The following is an 18,774-nucleotide window of genomic DNA, read 5'->3' as shown; positions in this document are numbered from 1 at the left end:
GCGGGATGGCCACGGAGACAGGGACCGCGCCCGCGCCCCCCGAGCCCGCCCCGCCGGAGGGGTCTGCGGAGTCACGGGCGCCGCTCCAGCCCCTGGATCCGTCCGTCATCCGCGCCGCCGTCGGCCCGGCCGTGCTGCGTGGCGCCCGGCACTCCTGGCAGCCGGAGGACCTCGACTGGGACCGGCTGGAGCCGGACCGGCTCACCGCACTGGACCGGTCGGCCGTCCGGTTCATCACCTTCGTCGAGGATCACATCCCCGGGTATCTCGACTGGCTGCTGACCCGGTTCCCCGCGACGGGCGCCGAGCGGGACATCGTCGCCTTCCGCGCGCACCGCGAGTACTTCCGCTTCTTCGTGACCTGGGCCCAGGAGGAGGAGCGGCACGCCTCCGCGCTCACCCGCTACCAGGTGGCCTCCGGTATCGCCGCCGACGAGGACGACCTGCTCACCGAGCTGGCCCGGGAGTGCGCGAAGCCCTTCGAACTGCCCTACGACCACCCGCTCCAGGCGTTCACCTACACCCTGATCCAGGAGAAGGCCACCCAGCTCTTCTACCAGCGGTTCCTGGCCACGGTCCGGGAACCGGTGCTGCGGGACCTGCTGCGGCTGATGGCCCGCGACGAGGCCCGGCACTTCGCCCTCTACTCCCAACTGGTCACCGGATACATCGCACGCGACGGCGCGGGGACGGCCCCGTATCTCAAGGATGTCGTCGCCACCTTCCGGATGCCGCTCGCGACGACCCTGACCGGATACCGGCGCTGGTCGTACCGGCTGGCGAACACCCTGGACTACGACCACCGGGAGGCGTACGCCGCGCTCGCCCGGCTCATCGGCGACTTCGTGGACCGGCCGGGCGCGGCCGGGGGCGACGACGTACTGGAGCTGATCGACGCGCTGGGGCGGCTGCCGTGAGCGCCGACGCGGCGGGCCCGGCGACCGGGCCGCCGGACGCGCCCGTGGAGCCCGTGGAGCCCGTGCTGCTCGCGCTGGCGGACTGGGACGGGCTCGATCCGGACCCCGCGCGCACCGCCCCCGCCGAACGCGCCCTGACGGCCGGTCTCCCGCCCTGGCGGCGCCGGGAACTGCTCATCGGACGGCTCACCGCCCGCGCCGCGCTCACCCTGCGCCACGGCGACCGCGCCGCCCGCGCCGAACTGCTGCGGGACAGCGCCTCCAAGGCACCCCGACTGCGCGGGCTGCCCCGCACCACCGTCTCCCTCTCCCACACCGGCGACCGGGTCGCCGTCGCCGTCGGCTCCGCGCGGCACCGGGCCGGGGTGGACGTGGAACGCTCCGGCCGCTGCCGCCCCGCCCTCCTCCGCCGGGTCCTGGCCCCCGGCGAGGCGCCGCTCCCCGGGCAGGACCCCACCGTCCACTGGGCGCTCAAGGAGGCCGCGTACAAGGCCGTCCTCGGCCGGTGGGCCGGACTGCGCGCCTACCGGGTGCGCTGGACGCCGCACGGCCCGCGCATCACCGCGCCGGCCGGCCCTCCACTGACGGGACGCGTCTGGTGCTGGGACGGGACGGTGGTGGCGGTGGTGATGGGACCCGGCAGGTACGGCGGCGGCCCGCACGACCGGAGCACCGGTCCCGCCGCCGGTACCGGGACGCCCCCGCCCCGACCGGCGGCGACCGTCGCCCCCACCCTCCTCGACCCCCGCCCCTGGAGCACCACAGGATCCCCCGCCGCACCGACCCCCTTCACTCCCTTCGCCCCCTTCGCCCTCCTCGCCCCCGTCACCCCTCTCACGCCACCGATCGGACACCCCGCATGAGCGCTGCCGCCCCCTCCCCGGCCCTGACCTCCGCCCTCACCGCCGTCCGCACCTGTCTCGCCGCCGAGTTGGACATCCCGGCCGCCCGCATCGCACCGTCCGACCAGCTCGACCGGCTCGAACACGCCGACTCCGTCCGGCTGATGGAGGTCGTGGCACGGCTGGAGGACCGGTACGACGTGGAGTTCGACGACGACCGGGTGCGGGCCGCGGACACCGTGGCCGATCTCGCCGCCCTGGTCGTGGACGCGCTGGAGGCGGAGGGCCGATGACCGCTCCGGTGACCAACCGGCACTACGACCGGCCGCCCGAACTCTTCGAGCTGTTCCTCGACCGCCGGATGAAGTACACCAGCGGCCTGTACACCGAGGGCACGGAGTCGCTCGACGAGGCCCAGGAGGCCAAGCTGCGTTTCATCGCCCGACTGCTCGGGCTGCGCGGCGGTGAGCGCGTGCTGGACATCGGCTCCGGCTGGGGCAGCATGGTGCTGTTCCTCGCCGCCGACCTGGGGTGCGAGGTGACCGCGGTGACCCCCTCGCCCCGCCAGGCGGCGTTCATCCGGGCGCGTGCCGAGGCCGCCGGGGTGGCCGGGCGGGTCACGGTCGAGGCGACGCCGTTCGAGCGGGCCGTGCTGCCGGAGGGGGCCTTCGACGCGGTGAGCGCCGTCGGGGTGCTGGAACACCTCCCCGACCACACCCGGGCCCTCACCGCCATCCGCCGCCTGCTGAAGCGGCGGGGCCGGGTCTACGCGTCCTCGTCCTGCTACCGCAGCGCCGCCGACCGGGCGGAGTACGCGACGCGCCCGGCCAGCGAGCACGCCGTGGAGGTGTTCGGGTACACCGCGATGCCCACCCTGTCGGGGCTCGTCGCGGCCTTCGAGGACGCCGGGCTCACGCTCTCCTCCCTCACCGACCTGACCGCCGACTACCGCCGCACCATCACCGCCTGGCAGCAGCGGATCGCCGCCCGGCGGGAGCGGATGGAGGTCATCGAGCCGGGCTTCGCCGACGAGCTGGCCCGCTACCTCACCACCGCGAACGCGAGCTGGGGCTACACCGCCAAGCACTACGCCCTGAGCGCGGTCAAGGGGCGCAAGGGTGAACTGCTCCTGCCCGGCGGGGCGGCGGCGACCGAAGGCCCCGGGGGATGACCCCGCCGCCCCGGGAAGCGCGGGCGCCCCACCCCGCCGCAGCTCCCACTGTCGCTCCCACCGCCGCTCGCGCCGCCGCTCCCACCGTCGCCGTCATCGGCTCCGGCATCGCCGGGCTCACCGCCGCGTACGTCCTCGCCCGCGAGCGCCGGGTCACCCTGTACGAGGCCGAGGACCGGCTGGGCGGACACGCCCACACCCATCTGGTGGGGGCGGCGGACACCCCCGTCGACTCCGGTTTCCTCGTCCACAACCCGGCCAACTACCCCCTTCTCGTACGGCTCTTCACCGAACTGGGCGTCCGCACCCGGCCCTGTGAGATGTCCCTGTCGGTGGGCTGCGAGGGGTGCGGGCTGCGCTATGTCAGCGGCAGCACCCTGCGGACCGTCCCGGAGCGCCCCGCCGGTCTCGACCGGGCCACCTGGCGCCGGGCCCTCACCGAGAAGGCACGGTTCAGCGCGGCGGCCCGCCGCGCGCTGGCGGAGCCGGAGCCGGAGCCGGAGCCGGGGGCGGAGCCAGGGACAGGGACGGGGACAGCCCCGGGCACGGACCCGGTGACGGACCCGGGCACGGACCGGGGGACGGACCGGGGGACGACCCTCACCCTCGGCGAGTTCATCGAGAAGGAGGGCCACGACGACTACTTCGTCCGGCATCTGGTCCTCCCCCTGGTCTGCGCCGTCTGGTCCTGCGGGCCGCGCGCCGCGCTGCGCTACCCGGCCCGCTACCTCTTCCGGTTCCTGGCCCAGCACGGGCTGCTCGACGGCGGCCCGGCGACCCGCTGGCGCACGGTGGTGGGCGGCTCCGCGGACTATGTGCGCCGGATCGCCGCCCGGGTCCCCGAGATCCGCGCCGGGAGCGCGGTCACCGCCCTGACCCGGACCGCCCGGGGCGTGGAGGTGACCGACGCGCACGGCCGCGGCGCGCGCTACGACCAGGCGGTGCTCGCCACCCACCCCGCCCAGGCGCTGGCCCTGCTCACCGACGCGACCCGGCCGGAGCGGGAGGTGTTCGGAGCGATCGGCTACCTCCCCAGCGAGGTCCTGCTGCACACCGACGCCCGGCTGCTGCCCGACGACGAACGCGACCGGGCCTCCTGGAACCACCACCAGCTCCGCTGCGCCGCCGACGATCACGAGGTGAGCACGAGCTACCACCTCAACCGGCTCCACGGACTGCCCGCCGACCCGGACTACGTCGTCACCCTCAACGCGGCCGTCCCACCGGCCCCCGGGAGCGTCCTGGCCCGGATGCGCTACGAACACCCCCTCTACTCCCCCGGCATGCTCGACGCCCGGCGACGGCTGCCCGCCCTGTCCACGCCCGTCCTCGCCTACGCGGGCGCCTACCACGGCTGGGGGTTCCACGAGGACGGCTGCCGCTCGGGCGTCGCCGCGGCCCGGACGCTGGGGGTGGACTGGTGAGATACCGCTGCACGGTCGTTCACCACCGGGTCGAGGGCGGCCGGTACTCCTTCCGGTACCGGCTGCGGATGTGGCTCACCGACCTCGACGCCCCCGACCGGCGCGGACGCCTGGCCCGGTTGCTGCGCGAGGTCCGCCCGGCGGACCACCTCGGCGACCCGGCGGGACGGCTGCGCGACAACGTCGACCGGTTCCTGCGCCACCACGGCATCGATCTCGCCGGGGGCCGCGTCCTGATGCTCTCCCAGGCCGCCGGGCTCGGGTACGTGTTCGACCCGGTGACCGTGTACTGGTGCCACGACCCCGGTGGCCGGATCGTGTGCGTGGTCCTGGAGGTCCGCAACACCTTCGGCGACCGGCACTGCTACCTCGTCCGGCCGGACGCCGACGGGCCGGACGGCCGGACCGGCTCCCGCTTCGGCAAGGAGCTGTACGTCTCCCCGTTCTTCCCCCGGGACGGCCACTACGCCGCTCTCGCGCACCTGGGCGAGACCACCGTACGGCTGCGGCTGAGCCTGTACCGGGGCGGGGACCGGCCCGCCCTGGTGGCCACCCTCACCGGGGTGCGGGAGCCGCCCGGCGCCTGGCGGGACGCGCTGGCCACCCTCACCAATCCGGCGGCGGCCCGCTGGACGACCGTACGCGTCCACTACCAGGCCCTGCGGCTGCGCCGCCGGGGTCTGCCCCGGTACCGCCGCCGCACCCACCCCCCGCAGTCCGGGGTCCACCCGCCACGGCCCCCGTCCCCCGACCACGCACCCCAGCACAGGCACAGGCACAGGCACGGAGGTGGCGCCCGATGAGCGTCGAACCCGCGGCGCCGCCCCGCGCGGCCCCCGCCCCGACCGCCGCGACCCTCACCGAGGCGCTGCGGCACACCGCCCGGCACCACCCCGGCGCGGCCACCCACTACCCCGGCACCGGCACCTCCCTCACCGCCGCCCGGCTCGACACCCTGGCCGACCGCTACGCGGCCGACCTCCGCCGCGACGGCGTCGGCCCCGGCGACCTGGTGGGCCTGGTGCACGGCACCGGCCCGGAGTTCCTCGTCTGCCTCTTCGGCGTGCTGCGCACGGGCGCGGCGGCGACGGTCCTGCCGGTGCCGAACCGCTCCTCGGACACCGCGCGGGTGGTGGAGCGGATCGGGCGGATCGTCGCGGCGGCCGGGATCCGGCACCTGATCGTGGACAGCGCGTCGCAGGACCTGGCGACCGCGCTGGCGTCGGCGCGGCCGGGCCCGGCCCTGCTGCGCCCCCGCCCCGGGGAGCCGCACGCGCCCTCCGCCCCGCCGCCCGGGGCGGGGCCCGGCCCCGACGACCTCGCCGTCGTGCAGTTCACCTCCGGCACGACCGGCCGCCCCCGTGGGGTCATGCTCAGTCACCGGGCCGTCCTCGCGGGTCTGCGGGCCATCGTCGGCTCCGCGGAGATGACCCCCGACGACATCCTCGTGCAGTGGATCCCGACCTACCACGACATGGGCCTGTTCGGCCTGCTCAGCCAGGTCCTGAACGGGGCCGCCTCGTACGTCGTCGACCCGCTGGCGTTCCTGCGCGACCCGCTGGGCCTGCTGAGGCTGCTCAGCGAGCACGGCGGCACCCTCACCACCGGCCCGGACTTCGGATACGCGATGCTCGCCGGCGTGGCCGCGCGGCGCGGCACCGAGGGCCTCGGACTCGGCCGGATGCGGCTGGCGTTCAACGGGTCCGAACCCATCCGGGCGTCCGGCCTGGGGCGGTTCCAGGAGAGCCTGGGTCCGGCCGGGTTCCGGCCGCAGGCCATGTTCCCGGTGTACGGCCTGGCCGAGGCCACGCTGGCGGTCGCCTTCCCGCCCCCCGGCACGCCACCCCGGGTCGTGCACGCCGACCGCGACGCGCTCGCCGAGGGCGCCACCGTACGGCCGCTGCCCCCGGACCATCCGCGCGCGAAGGCCCTGGTGTCGGTCGGACGGGCCGTGCACGGCATGGAGCTGCGAATCGCCGTCCCCGGGACCGCCGAACCCGGGACCGCCGACCTCGGGGCCGCCGACCTCGGGGCCGCCCTCGGAAGCGCCTCCGGGGCGGCCGTCGGCGAGATCCAGATCCGGGGTGCGGCGGTGACCAGCGGCTACTACCGCGACCCGGCGGCCACCGAGGCCCTTTTCCAGGACGGCTGGCTGCGCACCGGGGACCTCGGGTTCGTCCTCGGCGGCGACCTCTTCGTCACCGGCCGCCGCACCGAGATGGTGATCGTCCACGGCCGCAACTACTTCCCGGAGGACGCCGAGGACGCCGCCGCGGACGCCCCCGGTGTCCACCGCCGCCGCTGCGCCGCCTTCCGCACGGAGCGGGACGACACCGAGTCCATGGGCATCGCCGTGGAGACCGCACTGCCCGCCGAGCACCATGCCGAGCTGCGCCGGGAGGTGTACCGGCGGGTGCGCGCGGCGCTGGGCCTCGCGGCGATCGATGTCCACCCCGTGCCGCCCGGCTGGATCACCCGCACCACCAGCGGCAAGCCCCAGCGCCTGCTGGCCCGCAGACGCCTGGAGGACACCCCCGCACCCGACCCAGAACCAGCTCCCGACCCCGAACCCGAACCCGCCCTGCCGGGCCCTGTGAGGACCTGATGACCGCACTCCCCGACAGCCCGCCCAGCAACGCGCACTACGACCAGGCCCCGGAGATCTTCGAGGCGTTCCTCGACCGCCGGATGAAGTACACCAGCGGCATCTTCTCCCAGGGCGACGAGTCCCTGGACACGGCCCAGTTGACGAAACTCCGCACGGTCGCCGGTCTGCTCGGGCTGACCGGCGGCGAACGGGTGCTGGACATCGGCTCCGGCTGGGGCAGCATGGTCTGCCATCTCGCGGGCCTGGGCTGCGAGGTCACCGGGGTCACCCCGGCCCCGGCCCAGGCCGCGTACATCCGGGCGCGCGCGGCCCGGGAGGGCGTGGCCGACCGGGTCACCCTCGCCGAGTCCTCCATCTACGCCACCGACCTGGGCGGCGCCCGCTTCGACGCGGTGACCCTCGTCGGGGTGGCCGAGGCGCTGCCCGACCTGGACGCGGTGCTGCGCCTCGTCGCCCGGCATCTGCGGCCGGGCGGCCGGGTGTATCTGTCCGCCGCGTGTTTCCGCAGCCGGGAGCACTTCACCGAGTACACGGACCGTCCGGCGAGCCGCCATGTCGCCGAGACCATCTTCGGCGGGGGAAGCCTGCGCCCGCTGTCCGAACTCGTCGCCTGCTGCGAGGACGCCCGGCTCAGCGTCATCGGCTGCCACGATCTCACCGAGCACTACCGGCGCACGATCGACCACTGGATCGCCCGGGTGTCGGCGGCCCGGGACACGATCGACGCCCTGCGTCCGGGCTACAGCGACGAACTCGTGCGCTACCTGCGCACCTCGAACGCCGGATGGGGCCACACCACCCGCTACTACGGCCTGGTGGCGGCCCGCTCCCGCGACGGCGTGGCGATCCCGGTGGGCTGAGCGCTCCGCGCGCGGCGGGGGCCCTTGGGCGGGGGCCGGGTTCGGTCCCGGCCGGTACGGGCCCCTCGGCGCGGGCCCGCTTCAACCCCGGCCCGGTACCCGGAGGGTGACCCAGTGGCTGTCGCCGAGGTGGGCGTGGGCGCGGCCGGGGGTGGTGTCGGTGTTGAGGAGGCCGACCGGGACGCGCTCGCCGAGGAGGTCGCCGTCGCCCCATTTGCGTGGGGCGAGCAGGGCGCCGCAGCGGTTGCGGCGGACGTGGGTGTGCCAGCCGGGCAGCACGCTGGACAGGCCCTCGTGGTCACCCGCGACGAGCAGACCCCAGCCGTCACCGGCGGTGCCCCGGGCGAGGGCGCCGAGGTCGCCGTCGAGGTCGCTGTCGAGGAGGAGTTCGGCGTCGTCCACGACGACCGCCCCGGCGGGGCTGTCCACCTGGCCGAGCGCGGCCCGAAAGTCGGCCACCGGCACCCGGGCGTCGGTGAACACCCGGACCACACCGGGCGTTCCGGCGAGGTCGCGCAGGGGCGAGGAGCGCGGGGCGACGACGACGATGCCGGTCCCCTGGGCCAGCAGGGAGCGGGCGCCGGTCATCAGGACCGTGCTGCGCCCCGAGCGGGGCGGCCCGGCGATCAGGCAGGACGGGACGCGGGACAGGTCGGGGCCGACGGCGGCCATGTCGTCGCCGCCGACGCCGAGCATCGTCCACAGCGGGGAGACCCCGGCCGGACGGCGTTCCCAGGCGTCCTCGAAGGTGAGGGTGTCGGGCAGGTCGTCCACCCGGAACGGGCGCGCCGCCCGGGGGACATCGGCGTCGCGGGACGCGGTGCGGTCGGCGAGCGCGCGCAGGTCGGCGGCCTGGGCGGCGCCGGAGGGGTCGGGGCCGATCAGGGCGATCTGGGCGGTGTGCCCGCCGCCGGTCACGACGACCCGGCCGGGCGGCATGTGGTCGGGGACGGTACGGGGGGTGAGGCCGAGGAGGGAGTAGTCGCCCCGGTCGTTGAGGCGGGCGACGAGTTTGTGCTCGGTGCTGCCCGCGTACCGGGTCTGGGTGAGCAGCCGGTCGCCGGAGGCGATGACATGGACGCCCGCCGCGGGGCCCTCGCGCAGCAGCAGCGTCAGCTTCTCCAGCACGCTGCCCTGGTCGTAGGCGCTGTAGTCCCGCTCGAACGCCTCGAACCGGTCGATGAACAGGACGAGATGGGCGGGGCGCTGTCCGGCGGGGAGCCGGCGGCGCAGTTCGGTGAGGTCGGCGGCGCCCTCGCGGCCGATGAGGGTGCGGCGGCGGCCGGTCTCGGTGGCGAGCCGGGACAGCAGCCGCACCACCCGGTCGGTCCGGGTGCGGTCCACGACGGCACCGGTGTGCGGCAGCCCGGCGAGGGCCTGGAGGGCGCCGGTGCCGCAGTCCAGGCCGTAGAGGTGGACGTCGGCGGTGCTGTGCGCGGTGGCGAGGGCGGCGCCGAGGGTGCGCAGGGTCTGGGAGCGTCCGGCGCGGGGGGCGCCGATGAGGAAGAGGTGGCCCTGGGTGTCGAGGTCGAGGAGGAGGGGGCGGCGGAGCTGTTCCCCGGGGAGGTCGATCAGTCCGTAGGGCACCGGGGGCAGCCCGCCGGGGACGGGGGCGGTCTCATCGGTCGCGTGGGTCGCATCGGTCTCGTCGGCCAGGTCGGCCAGGTCGGCCAGTTCGGCCAGGGTGAGGAGGTCGGGCAGGGGCGGCAGCCAGGGGCGGCGCGGGGCGGGGAGGTCGGGCAGGGTGGCGGCGGCCTCGCGGACGGCGCCGACCAGGACCGCCAGATCGGTGACGGGCTGCACGGCCGCCGCCGCCGTCGTCATCCGTTCGGTGCCGGGCTCGCGCGGGGGCGGCGGATCGCCCAGGGTGTCCCAGTGGATCTCGGTGAACCGCGGTTCCCGGCGCTCCTGCTGGGGTGCGGTCTCCTCGGTGCGCCTGCCGCCGATGCGGCCGGTCTGGAACGGCAGCAGCGCGGCATGGCCGAGGCGGGCGTAGGCGCGGCCGGGGGTGCGGGGGGAGAGGGTGCCCGCGTCGGGGGCGTCGATGATGTCGCGGCTCTCCCCGGTGTCGGTGGTGCGCAGCGCGATCCGCAGAGTGGTGTTGGCGCGGATGTCGGCAGTGACGGCACCCGAGGGCCGCTGGGTGGCGAGGATCAGATGCAGTCCGAGGGAGCGGCCCCGCTGGGCGATGTCGACCAGCCCCTTCACGAAGCCGGGCAGTTCCCGGACCATCGACGCGAACTCGTCGATGACCAGCACCAGCCGGGGCAGTGGGGCCGGGCCGCCCGGGTCGCGGGTGCGGCGGTCGGTGTAGTCGTCGATGTCCTTGGCCCCGGCGGCGGCCAGCAGGTGTTCGCGGCGCTTGAGTTCGGCGCCCAGGGACACCAGGGCGCGTTCCACGAGATGGGGGTCGAGGTCGGTGACCAGGCCCACGGTGTGCGGCAGGTCGGCGCACTCGGCGAAGGCGCTGCCGCCCTTGTAGTCGACCAGCACGAAGGTGAGTTCGTCGGGCCGGTTGGCGACGGCGAGGGACGCCACCAGGGTCTGGAGCAGCTCGGACTTGCCGGAGCCGGTGGTACCGGCGATCAGGGCGTGCGGCCCGTCGGCGGCGAGGTCGACGGCGAACGGCCCGTCCACGCCCTCCCCGAGGACGGCCCGGGTGGTGCGTCCGCCCCCGGCCCAGCCCGCCGCGACGGCCCCGGCGGTGGGCGGTTCCAGGGCGAGGACGTCCAGCAGCCGGGCGGAGCCGGGCAGCAGGGTCTCCTCGTCGTCGTCACCGACATCGCGGACCGGGGCCACGGCGCGGGCCACCCCGAGCGCCCAGGCGGCGCCGGGGGCGTCGGTGAGGGCCTCCTCGACGGGATCGGCGGCGTCCTGCTCCAGGCGCAGCCGGCCGTGCGGTCCGGCGACGGCGACGGCCCGGCACTCCTCGGGCAGCAGCCGGGCCTCGTCGTCCACGCAGACGAAGTACACCCCCACCGCGGGGCCCTCGCGCAGCAGCGGGATCACCCCGGGCAGGGCGCGCAGCCGCCGGGCCCCGTCCAGGACCACCAGGATGTCGGGTTCACCGGCCGCGCCACCGCGCGCGGCCCGGTTCCCGGGAGCCTCGGTACGGGCCTGGACGAGCGCGGCGAGTTCGGCGATCCGGCGGCCGGTGGACTCGGCGGTGGTGCCCGGTCCGAGGCGGCCGTCGTACGGGGCGGTGTGCGGGAGCCAGTGCGTCCAGGCCCAGCGGTCGGCGTCGCCGGTCCGGTCACGGCTGCCGGACAGCACGCAGATCCGCAGGTCGGCGGGGCTGTGCAGGGCGGCGCACTGGGCGACGGCCCAGCGGGTCAGCGGTACGGCGGGCGCTCCCCCGGCGATGCCGAGGACCCCGGCGGTGCGCAGCGGCACGGTGACGGGGACGGCGTGGGTGGTGCGGGTGATGCGCTGCCGGTGCTCGGGTTCGGCGGGGTCCTGGAGTTCCAGGAACGCGGGGCGGTCCCCGGCGCCGAGGCGCAGCAGCAGGAAGTCGGTGTCGCGCCGGCGGCGTTCCCACAGGCGCTGGCGGGGGCCGGTGGTGATGAGGGTGACGGCGGCGGGGTCGGGGCAGGCGGTGCGGCGCTGCCGCTGTTCGGCGAGGACGGCGGCGGTGACCTCCTCGTCCAGCTCCGCCCTGCGCCGCTCGTACTCCTCCCGTTGCTCCTGGTGGTCGTCCTTGCCGCGGCGTTTGTGGGAGAGCTGGCCGACCAGGGCGATGACCGGGGAGAGCAGTCCGAAGACCAGGTAGCGGGCGTTGTTGAAGACCAGGACTCCGGTGAAGGACATCAGCAGCGGCGCGAAGACGAGGGCGAGCTGGAGGGGGTGCCGGGGCGGTTTCGCGGGGGGCTGGGGCAGCCGGAAGCGGTGGTCGACGGGTGGGGGGAGCAGCCGGGGCGGGCGGTTGTAGTCGAGGGTGCCGTCCTGGGCGGGCTGGACGGCGGCGTCGGGGCGGGTGGGCAGGGCGAGTTCCAGCAGCACGGGTCCGGCGGTGAGGACGCCGCCGACCGGGAAGGGGGTCCAGTCGGCGGCGGGCCGGGCGTCCAGCAGGATGCCGTCCGGGACGAGGGCGCGGGCCTCGGCGGTGCCGTCCGCGGCGATCCGCAGACCGGCGGCGACGGCGGGCATGCCGTCGGCGGTGAGGCGTACGGCGCAGGATGCGGCGGCGCCCGCGGTGTACTCGCCGGGCGGCAGCCGGAACACGGCCCCGGCGCCCGCGCCGCCCACGGCCCGCAGTTCGAGGACGCCCTCGGGTTCGGCGGGCGGCAGCGGCAGGGGCGCGCCCAGACCGAGCACCTCCCCGGTCCGCAGGCCGAGTTCGCCCACGGGCCGGTCGGCGGGGAGCGCGTCGGGGCCCCGGTGGAGGGCGGGGGCGCGGGTGCCGAGACGGTCGCCGAGAGCGGTAGAGATCTCCCCGGCGGGGGTCGCGGGGTCGGCGTCGATCAGGAAGTCCGCGCTCTCACCCCCCGAGGGGTCGATCGCGGTGACGGTGAGACGCATGACGCTCCTCGGGCCTGACGGGGGCGGGGACGGGGTGGGAGTGGACGGCGGCGGGGTGCTGGGCCGGGTGGTCTCCCAGGGAGCGGCGGGGGAGGTGCCGCCCCCCGGGAGACGTACAAGGTGCGGGGGCTACCCCGCGGTGAGGTTGTTGCCCATCGTGCGGTCGAGTTCGCCGAAGCCGTCACCGACGCCCTTGACGTACTGGGCGATGCCCCGCAGGCCCTCCATGGTCTGCTCGCAGCTCTTGTTGAACTGCTGGTAGAAGGGGATGAACTTCTGCTCCGAGGTCTCGGTGCGGTAGCCGGTGGCGACCAGGTTGTCCAGTTCGCGGTTGATCTCCTCCAGCAGGGCCAGGGCCTGCTGGTACTGGTTCATGTTCTTCAGCGAGGTCTGCGCGGTGATCAGGTCGTCGACGAAGTACTGGGCCATGGGGGATCTCCTCCGTGCGAGGTGGTGGCGGTCGGTGGGTGAGGGGCGCGCGCGTGCGCACCAGGTACACGTGGGTGCCGGAGAAGCGGTTCACTCCGGCGGTGACGGGGGTGCCGGGGGTGGCGACGGGTTGAGATTCGCCGTGTCGGCGTTGTTGTTGAGGGCGCCGAGGACCTTGGTGGGGATGGCGGCGAGCGGGGTCTCCAGGCCGTTCGTCTTGAAGCCGTACTGGTTCTCCAGCTTCTTGCCGTACAGGCCCGTACCGAGGCCGTTGAACATGCGGACGAGGGCGTTCTCCAGGGCGTCCGGGGCGTTCATGTTCTGCTGTTCGACCTGGTAGAGGACCGTGAACATGTTTCCGACGGTGTTCTTGAGGAGGCTCGTCACGGCCTCGTAGGCGTACTCCCGCCACGCGCTGGGCGGCAGCGGACCGTTGGTGTGGGCGTCGTAGGCGTGGGACGGCGCGTGCTGTTCGTTGAAGGAGCCGCCGGGGTCGAGTGCGACGGTGGTGCCGGTGCCGTCCGTGACCTTGATGGCGCCGCTGTCGCCGACCGCCACGGTGAAGGTGCCGCCGTTGGGTCCCTGGGTGGTCACGGTGCCCTGTACGCCGTCGCCGCCGACGGTGAGGGTCGTGGTCTGCCGGTCGTTGACGCTCTGGAAGACGGCGCCGCCGTCCGGGGTGTGGGTGACGGTGACCCCGTTGCCCGGGTCGGTGACGGTGGCGGTGCCGCTGTTGTTGCCGAAGGCGACGGTGGTGCCGTTGCCGCCCGGCGGCGGGGTGAAGGCGGCGGGGGTGCCGGGGTCGACGGTGACACCGCCCGGGGCGCCGCCGGTCAGGGTGGCGGCGGGTGGGCTGCCGGAGGTGACCGCGCCGCCGTTGCTGAACGGGTTGCTCTGCGGCAGGGGCCGTCCCTCGGGTCCGGCGGGGCCCTCCGGCCGGACGACACCGGGGCCGGTGAGGGTGCCGTCCTGCTGGACGGTGACCGTGTCCCCGGGGTCGGTGGAGCCGGGCACCGACAGCTCGAAGGAGCCGTCGCCGTTGGCCTTGACCACGATGCCGTCCGCGGTGGTCGTGGCCCCGCCGCCACCCACGGGGAGCTGTACGGTCGGCGCGCCGCCGGGGTTGTGGGTGGGGCCCACCGTGAACACCGGGGGCACCTTGGGCGCGTCCCGGTTGCCGGGGTGGGCGGGGCCGTCCAGGACGGTGGATTTCTGGCCCGGCGTCAGGGCGCTCTCGGCGTGGGGGTCCTGGGTCTTGCCGATGGTGATGTCCCCGGTGTCGACGGTGGAGGGCCCGCCGAAGGCGTTGCTGTGGCCGATGCTCCCGGCGCCGCCGAACGCCGGGACGGTGATCGCGCCCTTGCCGTCGCCGGTGACCGTGCTGACCTGGGTGTCGCCGGGGGCGGTGCCGACCGGGTTGCCGCCGGTGTCGACGGTCTGTCCGCCCACGGTGTTCCCGGACGGCCCGAGTCCCACGGGTCCGCCGGGGGCGAAGGTGCCGGTGGCGGGGCCGTGCCGGACGTCGACGACACCGTCCGGGCCGCCCCGGGGGCCGGGGTGGTGGGTGACGGTGGAGCCGGGGTCGGCGACGGGGTCGCTGCCGGGGGTGGTGACGGTGATGCCGTCCGCGCCGTTGGTGAGGGTGTTGCCGCCGCCGGTCAGGGTGGGGAAGCCGAGGGGGCCGGTGTGCGGCGGGGTGATGACCCGGCCGCCGGTGTGGTCGGCGGTGAGGGGGGCGCCGTGCGGCAGGTTGGTCACGGTGACCGTGCTCGCGCCGCCCCCGGTCACGGTGTGGGTGATGCCGGTGGGGCGGTGGACGGTCGTGGTGGTGGTGCCGTCCGGGCCGGTGGTGAAGGTGGTGACGGTGCCGCGATCGGCGAAGGTGGTGGTGTCGCCGTCGGTGGTGAGGGTGCCGCCCCCGCCGTTGGTGACGGTGGCGGGGCCGGAGGTGGTGCCGCCGCCGTCGGGGTGACCGAGCGGGCCGACGGTGGCGGCGTTGCCGCCGGGGCCCTGCACGGTCAGGGTGCCGTCCGGCGCGGACTGCACGGCGGTGGGGGTGACCCCCTCGTCCACCTTGGGCACGAACACGGCCGCCCCGTCGCCGGGGGTGCTCACCACGACATCGGGGGCGAGCACCCCCTTGGGCGCGACGGAGGTCGGCTCCCCGGTGCCGGGGGTGAGGACGGCGGCCGGGATGCCGCCGGGGATCGTGCCGGGCGCGATGACGGCGTCGTTGCTCTGCACACTCCCCTCCTGGCCGACCCCGAAGTTCCCGTCGTTGCCGTGGACGACGGTGCCGTCCGGGGTGTGCACGGCCGTGGTGTTCGGTCCGGCGGGGGCCTGACTGGTGAGGTCGCCGCCCTCGGCGGTGGCGGACGCGGCCGGGGTGCCGCCCACAGCGGTCCGGGCGCCCGTCCCGGACAGGGTGGAGGTGGTGCCGTCCGAGGTGGTGACGGTGGCGGGGGTGCCCGCGCCGGGCGGGGTGACGGTCAGGGCCGGGTTCCCGGCCTGGGTGCCGATGGGGGTGACCGTGGTGGGTGCGCCCGGTCCGGTGGCGGTCTGGTTGGGCCCCTGGACGGCGGTGGTGCCGCCCTGCGGGACGGTGGTGACGGTGCCCCCGCCGGGCCCGGTGACGGTGGTGGTGACCCCGGCCGGGGTCTGGGTGCTGGTGAAGGGGCCGTTGACGAGGGTCGTCCCGGCCGGGCCCAGGGTGACGGTGGTGTGCTGGCCGGTGACGGTGATGGTGTTGCCGCCGTCCGCACCCACCCCGACGCCGACCGGCCCGAAGGCCACCGGGTGACCGGCGGTCGGCTGGGCCGGATGGGGGACGTCCTGGTTCTCGTGGTTCTGCACGGTCAGCGGCCCGCTCTGAGGGACGGTGATGTCCACCCCGTCCTGCGTCAGCACCGTGCTCCCGTCCGGCCCCGGGGCGTGCACGACGACCGGGTCGGCCGGAGGACCGGCGGTGACCGTGCCGTCGCCGGCCCGGCGGATGTCCCCGGTGTCGAAGGTGCCGTCCGCGCCGAGGGTGACGGGGGGTCCGGCGCCGGGTCCGGGGCGCACCACCTGGCCGTCCGGGCCGAAGCCGACGGCCCCGGCCGGGCCGGTGAGGGTGCCGGTGCCGTCGCCGGTCGCGGTGATGCCGGAGACGGTGACCGCGCCCGTGGGGTCGACGGTGACGGGGGTCGCGGTGCCGGGGGTGACGGTCAGGGTGGTGGCGGCGCCGTCGAACTGGACGGTGGTCGGGTGGGCGGTCCCGGTGTCCACGGTGAACCCGGTGCCGTCCAGGGTGACCGACGGCCCGCCCGGGGTGCTCACCTGGGCGGTGCCGTCGCTGGTGAGGACGGTGGTGGTCGTGGTGTCCACGACGGTGGCGACGACCGGCGGTTCGGCCCCCGGGGCGGGGGGCGGCAGGGCGCCGGGGGCCGCGGGGGTCGGCGGGAGGGTCACCTGCTGGCCGTTGCCGCCGTCGGTGAAGGTGACGGTGCCCTTGCCGTCGACGTCGATCCGATTGCCGTCGAAGGTGACCCGGCCGGGGGTGTGGGCGTCGGCGCTCAGGGTGTGGCCGGGGCCCGGGTCGAGGGTGATGGTGCCGGTCGCCGGGTCGTGACCGGCCAGCGGCGGGCCGTCCGTCCCGCCCCGCTGCGGATCGAACAGGGTGGTCACACCATTGCCGTTGCTGACGACGACGGTGTCGGTGGTGACGGTGTTGGACTCCCCGTCCCCGGCGGCGCTGAGCCCGCCGTCGCCGGTCGTGACGCCGTTGCCTTCGAGGGTGAACCTGATGGGACCGGGTCCGGGACCGGTACCGGGATCAGTACCGGGATCGGGGGCAGGGGTGCCGTCCGGCTGCGCGGGCGGGGCATCGGGGACGGGCGGCGGGGCATCGGGGACGGGCAGGGCACCGGGGACGGGGTCGGGAGCCGGGGGGAGCGTGTCCCCACCGCCCACCACCGGCTCCGGCGGCGCGGGGCGCGGGCCGGTGATGACGGCCGAGTCACCCGCCGCGGTGATCTCCCCGAACGGACCGGATGTGGTGAAGCCGCCGTCCGGGGTGAGGGTGGTGCTCAGGTCGTGTCCGACGCCGACCGGGGTGGTGACCGTGGTCGTCGTACCGTCCGAGACGACCGTGTCGCCGCGCGGGGAGGTGATGGTGTTGGTCCCGCCCGTGGTCTCGGAGGTGAAGCCGTCCGGGGTGGTGGTGGTCGTGGTGGTGACGACCGGCGGGGCCTGCGCCGGGTCCGCGGGCGGTTTGGCCGCCCCCGGGTCGGTCTTCGTCTCCGTCGTCAGCCCGTCCGGGGTCGTCACCACGGTGCTCACCGCTCCGGTTCCGGGGGTGGCGGTCGTGGTGCTTCCCAGGCCGTGGAAGGAGACCTTCTGGGGCAGGCCGGGGCCGTTGACGAAGAAGAGGTTGGTCAGCCCGAAGGAGCCGTCCGGGGCGAAGCCGAAGCTGCCCTTGGAGAACACCTTGTCGATGTTGCTCTTGAACTTGCCGTCGACGGTGAAGGCGTTCTTGATGTTGTTGGCCAGGGTGGTGCTGCCGAACCCGGCGATGCCGCCGCCGATCGCGCCGCCGATGGCCCCGCCGATCGCGGCCCCCTTCACATCGAAGGGCTTCTTCTCGATCGCGGCGGTGATGCCTGCGGCCAGGAACCCCAGGGTGAACTCGGTGGCCGTCTCGATGGCGATCTTGACGGAGGCGGCGCCCAGCGGACTGACCTTCAGCCCCGCGATGCCCTTGCCGAGCGGCGCGAAGAACGTCCGGAACGCCGTACTGCCCTGGAGGATCAGCGCGACGGCCTTGCCGATCAGCCCATTTCCCTTGCCCAGCTTGGACAGGAACGCGGCGGCCGAGGCCAGTTTGGCGGCACCGGCCCCCAGCTTGCCCAGCGCGCCCAGGAACGCGGCACCCGGCAGCAGCGTGAAGACACCGATGAGGAGTTCCCCGATGTCGATCTTCCCGGTGCCCAGCATCCGGATCAGGCTCACCGCGAGCAGCACCGCGCCCAGCAGCAGCCCCAGCGCCGGGATGAACACCGCGATGATGCCGACGACGATCCCGGCGATGATCTCGATCAGCGGATTGTCGGTCAGGAACTCACCGAGCTGTGCCAGCACGTCCCGCGCCGGAATGGCCGCCTCGGCGGCGTCCAGCAGGACCCCCGACGCGTGGGTGGAGGCGCTCTCGCGTACGTCCCGGGCGTCCTGCGCGAGCCGGGTCGCCGCCGCCAGTTCCTGCTGGGCGGCGTCGACGCGGGCCCGCTCCTCGTCGTGGGCGGTGACCTGCTCCGGGGTGGCCTCCGCCGGAAGCGCCGCGACCTGGGTCCTCGCCTGCGCCTCCACCGCAAGCCCCCGGTCGATGGCCTCGTCCAGCATGGACTGGGCCCGCTCCAGTTCCCGGGCGTAATGGTTGTAGGCGTCGGCGGCCATGGTGAAGGAGACCTGGACATGCCCGAGCATCACCGGGACCTCGCCCACCCGTTCCTTGAGGGCGGTCATGGACTGGCCGGTGCCCCGGGCGACGGCGCCGTCCCCGCGCAGCAGGTCGAGCCCTTCCGCGGCCTGTTCGCCGATGTGCCGGTAGGTCCCGGACAGCGTCAGGATGCCGTCCGGGTCGCCGGGGGCGGGGTCCTCCCCGAAGCCCAGGATCTCCCAGCCCGTGGTGTGTCGTCGCGGCATCTGTACGGCCTCCCGGTGTCCGATCTGCTCACCGCGCCAGGCACGTACGGGCACCGTCATCCGGTTCAGCCGGGCACCGGGTGAGCCGGGGTTGAACCGTTTCGACGGTCCGTTCCGGGTGACCCGGGGTTGAACCGTTGCGGCGGTCCGTTCCGTGTGGTCCCCGACGCGCGCCGACGGCGCGCGGGCGCGGCGGGCCGGTGCGGACCGCGCGAGCGTGCGGCCCTGCGGAATCCCCCGGCACACGGCCGCACGGAACCGGCCCGCCGCGCGGACGACGTGCGGAGGAGGCACAGGACGCATGCGCGACGATCCGAGACGGACGC

The 18,774-nt window shown here is 75.3% G+C and carries 11 protein-coding genes; 8 read left to right on the top strand and 3 right to left on the bottom strand.

All coding sequences use genetic code 11. From position 1 onward, the window contains the following. Positions 1-5 precede the first annotated feature (5 nt). Genes AB0O01_RS32040 through AB0O01_RS32005 form a run of 8 tightly spaced genes read left to right on the top strand, consistent with a single transcriptional unit; the run spans position 6 to position 7,822 of the window. Positions 6-917, top strand: coding sequence for an acyl-ACP desaturase (locus tag AB0O01_RS32040; RefSeq protein WP_365318910.1), 912 nt, complete (start codon positions 6-8; stop codon positions 915-917). Continuing rightward, entirely contained in the window at positions 914-1,780 is an 867-nt protein-coding gene (locus AB0O01_RS32035) for a 4'-phosphopantetheinyl transferase superfamily protein (protein ID WP_365318909.1), read from the top strand. The genes AB0O01_RS32040 and AB0O01_RS32035 overlap by 4 nt, the downstream gene beginning before the upstream one ends. Beyond that, positions 1,777-2,052: an acyl carrier protein gene (locus tag AB0O01_RS32030; RefSeq protein ID WP_365318907.1), complete on the top strand. Its 276-nt coding sequence runs from the start codon at positions 1,777-1,779 to the stop codon at positions 2,050-2,052. The genes AB0O01_RS32035 and AB0O01_RS32030 overlap by 4 nt, the downstream gene beginning before the upstream one ends. Then, positions 2,049-2,930, top strand: coding sequence for a class I SAM-dependent methyltransferase (locus tag AB0O01_RS32025; RefSeq protein WP_365318906.1), 882 nt, complete (start codon positions 2,049-2,051; stop codon positions 2,928-2,930). The genes AB0O01_RS32030 and AB0O01_RS32025 overlap by 4 nt, the downstream gene beginning before the upstream one ends. After that, complete coding sequence (locus AB0O01_RS32020) at positions 2,927-4,354, top strand: FAD-dependent oxidoreductase (RefSeq protein ID WP_365318904.1); 1,428 nt, start codon at positions 2,927-2,929, stop codon at positions 4,352-4,354. Before AB0O01_RS32025 ends, AB0O01_RS32020 begins: the two co-directional genes overlap by 4 nt. Then, positions 4,351-5,157: a DUF1365 domain-containing protein gene (locus AB0O01_RS32015; protein ID WP_365318902.1), complete on the top strand. Its 807-nt coding sequence runs from the start codon at positions 4,351-4,353 to the stop codon at positions 5,155-5,157. The genes AB0O01_RS32020 and AB0O01_RS32015 overlap by 4 nt, the downstream gene beginning before the upstream one ends. After that, on the top strand, positions 5,154-6,959 hold the full coding sequence (locus AB0O01_RS32010; protein WP_365318900.1) for an AMP-binding protein: 1,806 nt from the start codon (positions 5,154-5,156) through the stop codon (positions 6,957-6,959). Before AB0O01_RS32015 ends, AB0O01_RS32010 begins: the two co-directional genes overlap by 4 nt. Beyond that, positions 6,959-7,822: a class I SAM-dependent methyltransferase gene (locus AB0O01_RS32005; RefSeq protein WP_365318898.1), complete on the top strand. Its 864-nt coding sequence runs from the start codon at positions 6,959-6,961 to the stop codon at positions 7,820-7,822. The genes AB0O01_RS32010 and AB0O01_RS32005 overlap by 1 nt, the downstream gene beginning before the upstream one ends. An 81-nt stretch (positions 7,823-7,903) precedes the next feature. On the opposite strand, the gene AB0O01_RS32000 is transcribed toward AB0O01_RS32005, so the two are convergent. The 3 genes from AB0O01_RS32000 to AB0O01_RS31990 form a co-directional block, all read right to left on the bottom strand. Beyond that, a complete protein-coding gene (locus AB0O01_RS32000) occupies positions 7,904-12,340 on the bottom strand; it encodes an FtsK/SpoIIIE domain-containing protein (RefSeq protein WP_365318896.1) in 4,437 nt (1,478 codons plus the stop codon). 129 nt (positions 12,341-12,469) lie between these two features. After that, positions 12,470-12,769 carry a TIGR04197 family type VII secretion effector gene (locus AB0O01_RS31995; RefSeq protein WP_365318894.1) on the bottom strand — a complete coding sequence of 100 codons (300 nt, stop codon included), beginning with the start codon at positions 12,767-12,769 and terminating at the stop codon, positions 12,470-12,472. A 90-nt stretch (positions 12,770-12,859) separates the two neighbouring features. Then, the gene (locus AB0O01_RS31990; RefSeq protein WP_365318893.1) at positions 12,860-18,448 is read right to left on the bottom strand and encodes a hypothetical protein; all 5,589 of its coding nucleotides are present in this window, start codon (positions 18,446-18,448) and stop codon (positions 12,860-12,862) included. Positions 18,449-18,774: the final 326 nt, after the last annotated feature.

Origin of the sequence: Streptomyces sp. NPDC093252 (assembly GCF_040683675.1) — a bacterium.
Lineage (GTDB): Bacteria > Actinomycetota > Actinomycetes > Streptomycetales > Streptomycetaceae > Streptomyces.
Note: the sequence above shows the minus strand (reverse complement) of the source record. Positions and strands in the feature narration are given on the sequence as shown.

Coding starts and splice junctions, on each gene's coding strand:
- AB0O01_RS32040 (WP_365318910.1), top strand. CDS start 6: ATGGCCACGGAGACAGGGACCGCGCCCGCGCCCCCCGAGCCCGCCCCG.
- AB0O01_RS32030 (WP_365318907.1), top strand. CDS start 1,777: ATGAGCGCTGCCGCCCCCTCCCCGGCCCTGACCTCCGCCCTCACCGCC.
- AB0O01_RS32025 (WP_365318906.1), top strand. CDS start 2,049: ATGACCGCTCCGGTGACCAACCGGCACTACGACCGGCCGCCCGAACTC.
- AB0O01_RS32020 (WP_365318904.1), top strand. CDS start 2,927: ATGACCCCGCCGCCCCGGGAAGCGCGGGCGCCCCACCCCGCCGCAGCT.
- AB0O01_RS32010 (WP_365318900.1), top strand. CDS start 5,154: ATGAGCGTCGAACCCGCGGCGCCGCCCCGCGCGGCCCCCGCCCCGACC.
- AB0O01_RS32005 (WP_365318898.1), top strand. CDS start 6,959: ATGACCGCACTCCCCGACAGCCCGCCCAGCAACGCGCACTACGACCAG.
- AB0O01_RS32000 (WP_365318896.1), bottom strand. CDS start 12,340: ATGCGTCTCACCGTCACCGCGATCGACCCCTCGGGGGGTGAGAGCGCG.
- AB0O01_RS31995 (WP_365318894.1), bottom strand. CDS start 12,769: ATGGCCCAGTACTTCGTCGACGACCTGATCACCGCGCAGACCTCGCTG.
- AB0O01_RS31990 (WP_365318893.1), bottom strand. CDS start 18,448: ATGCCGCGACGACACACCACGGGCTGGGAGATCCTGGGCTTCGGGGAG.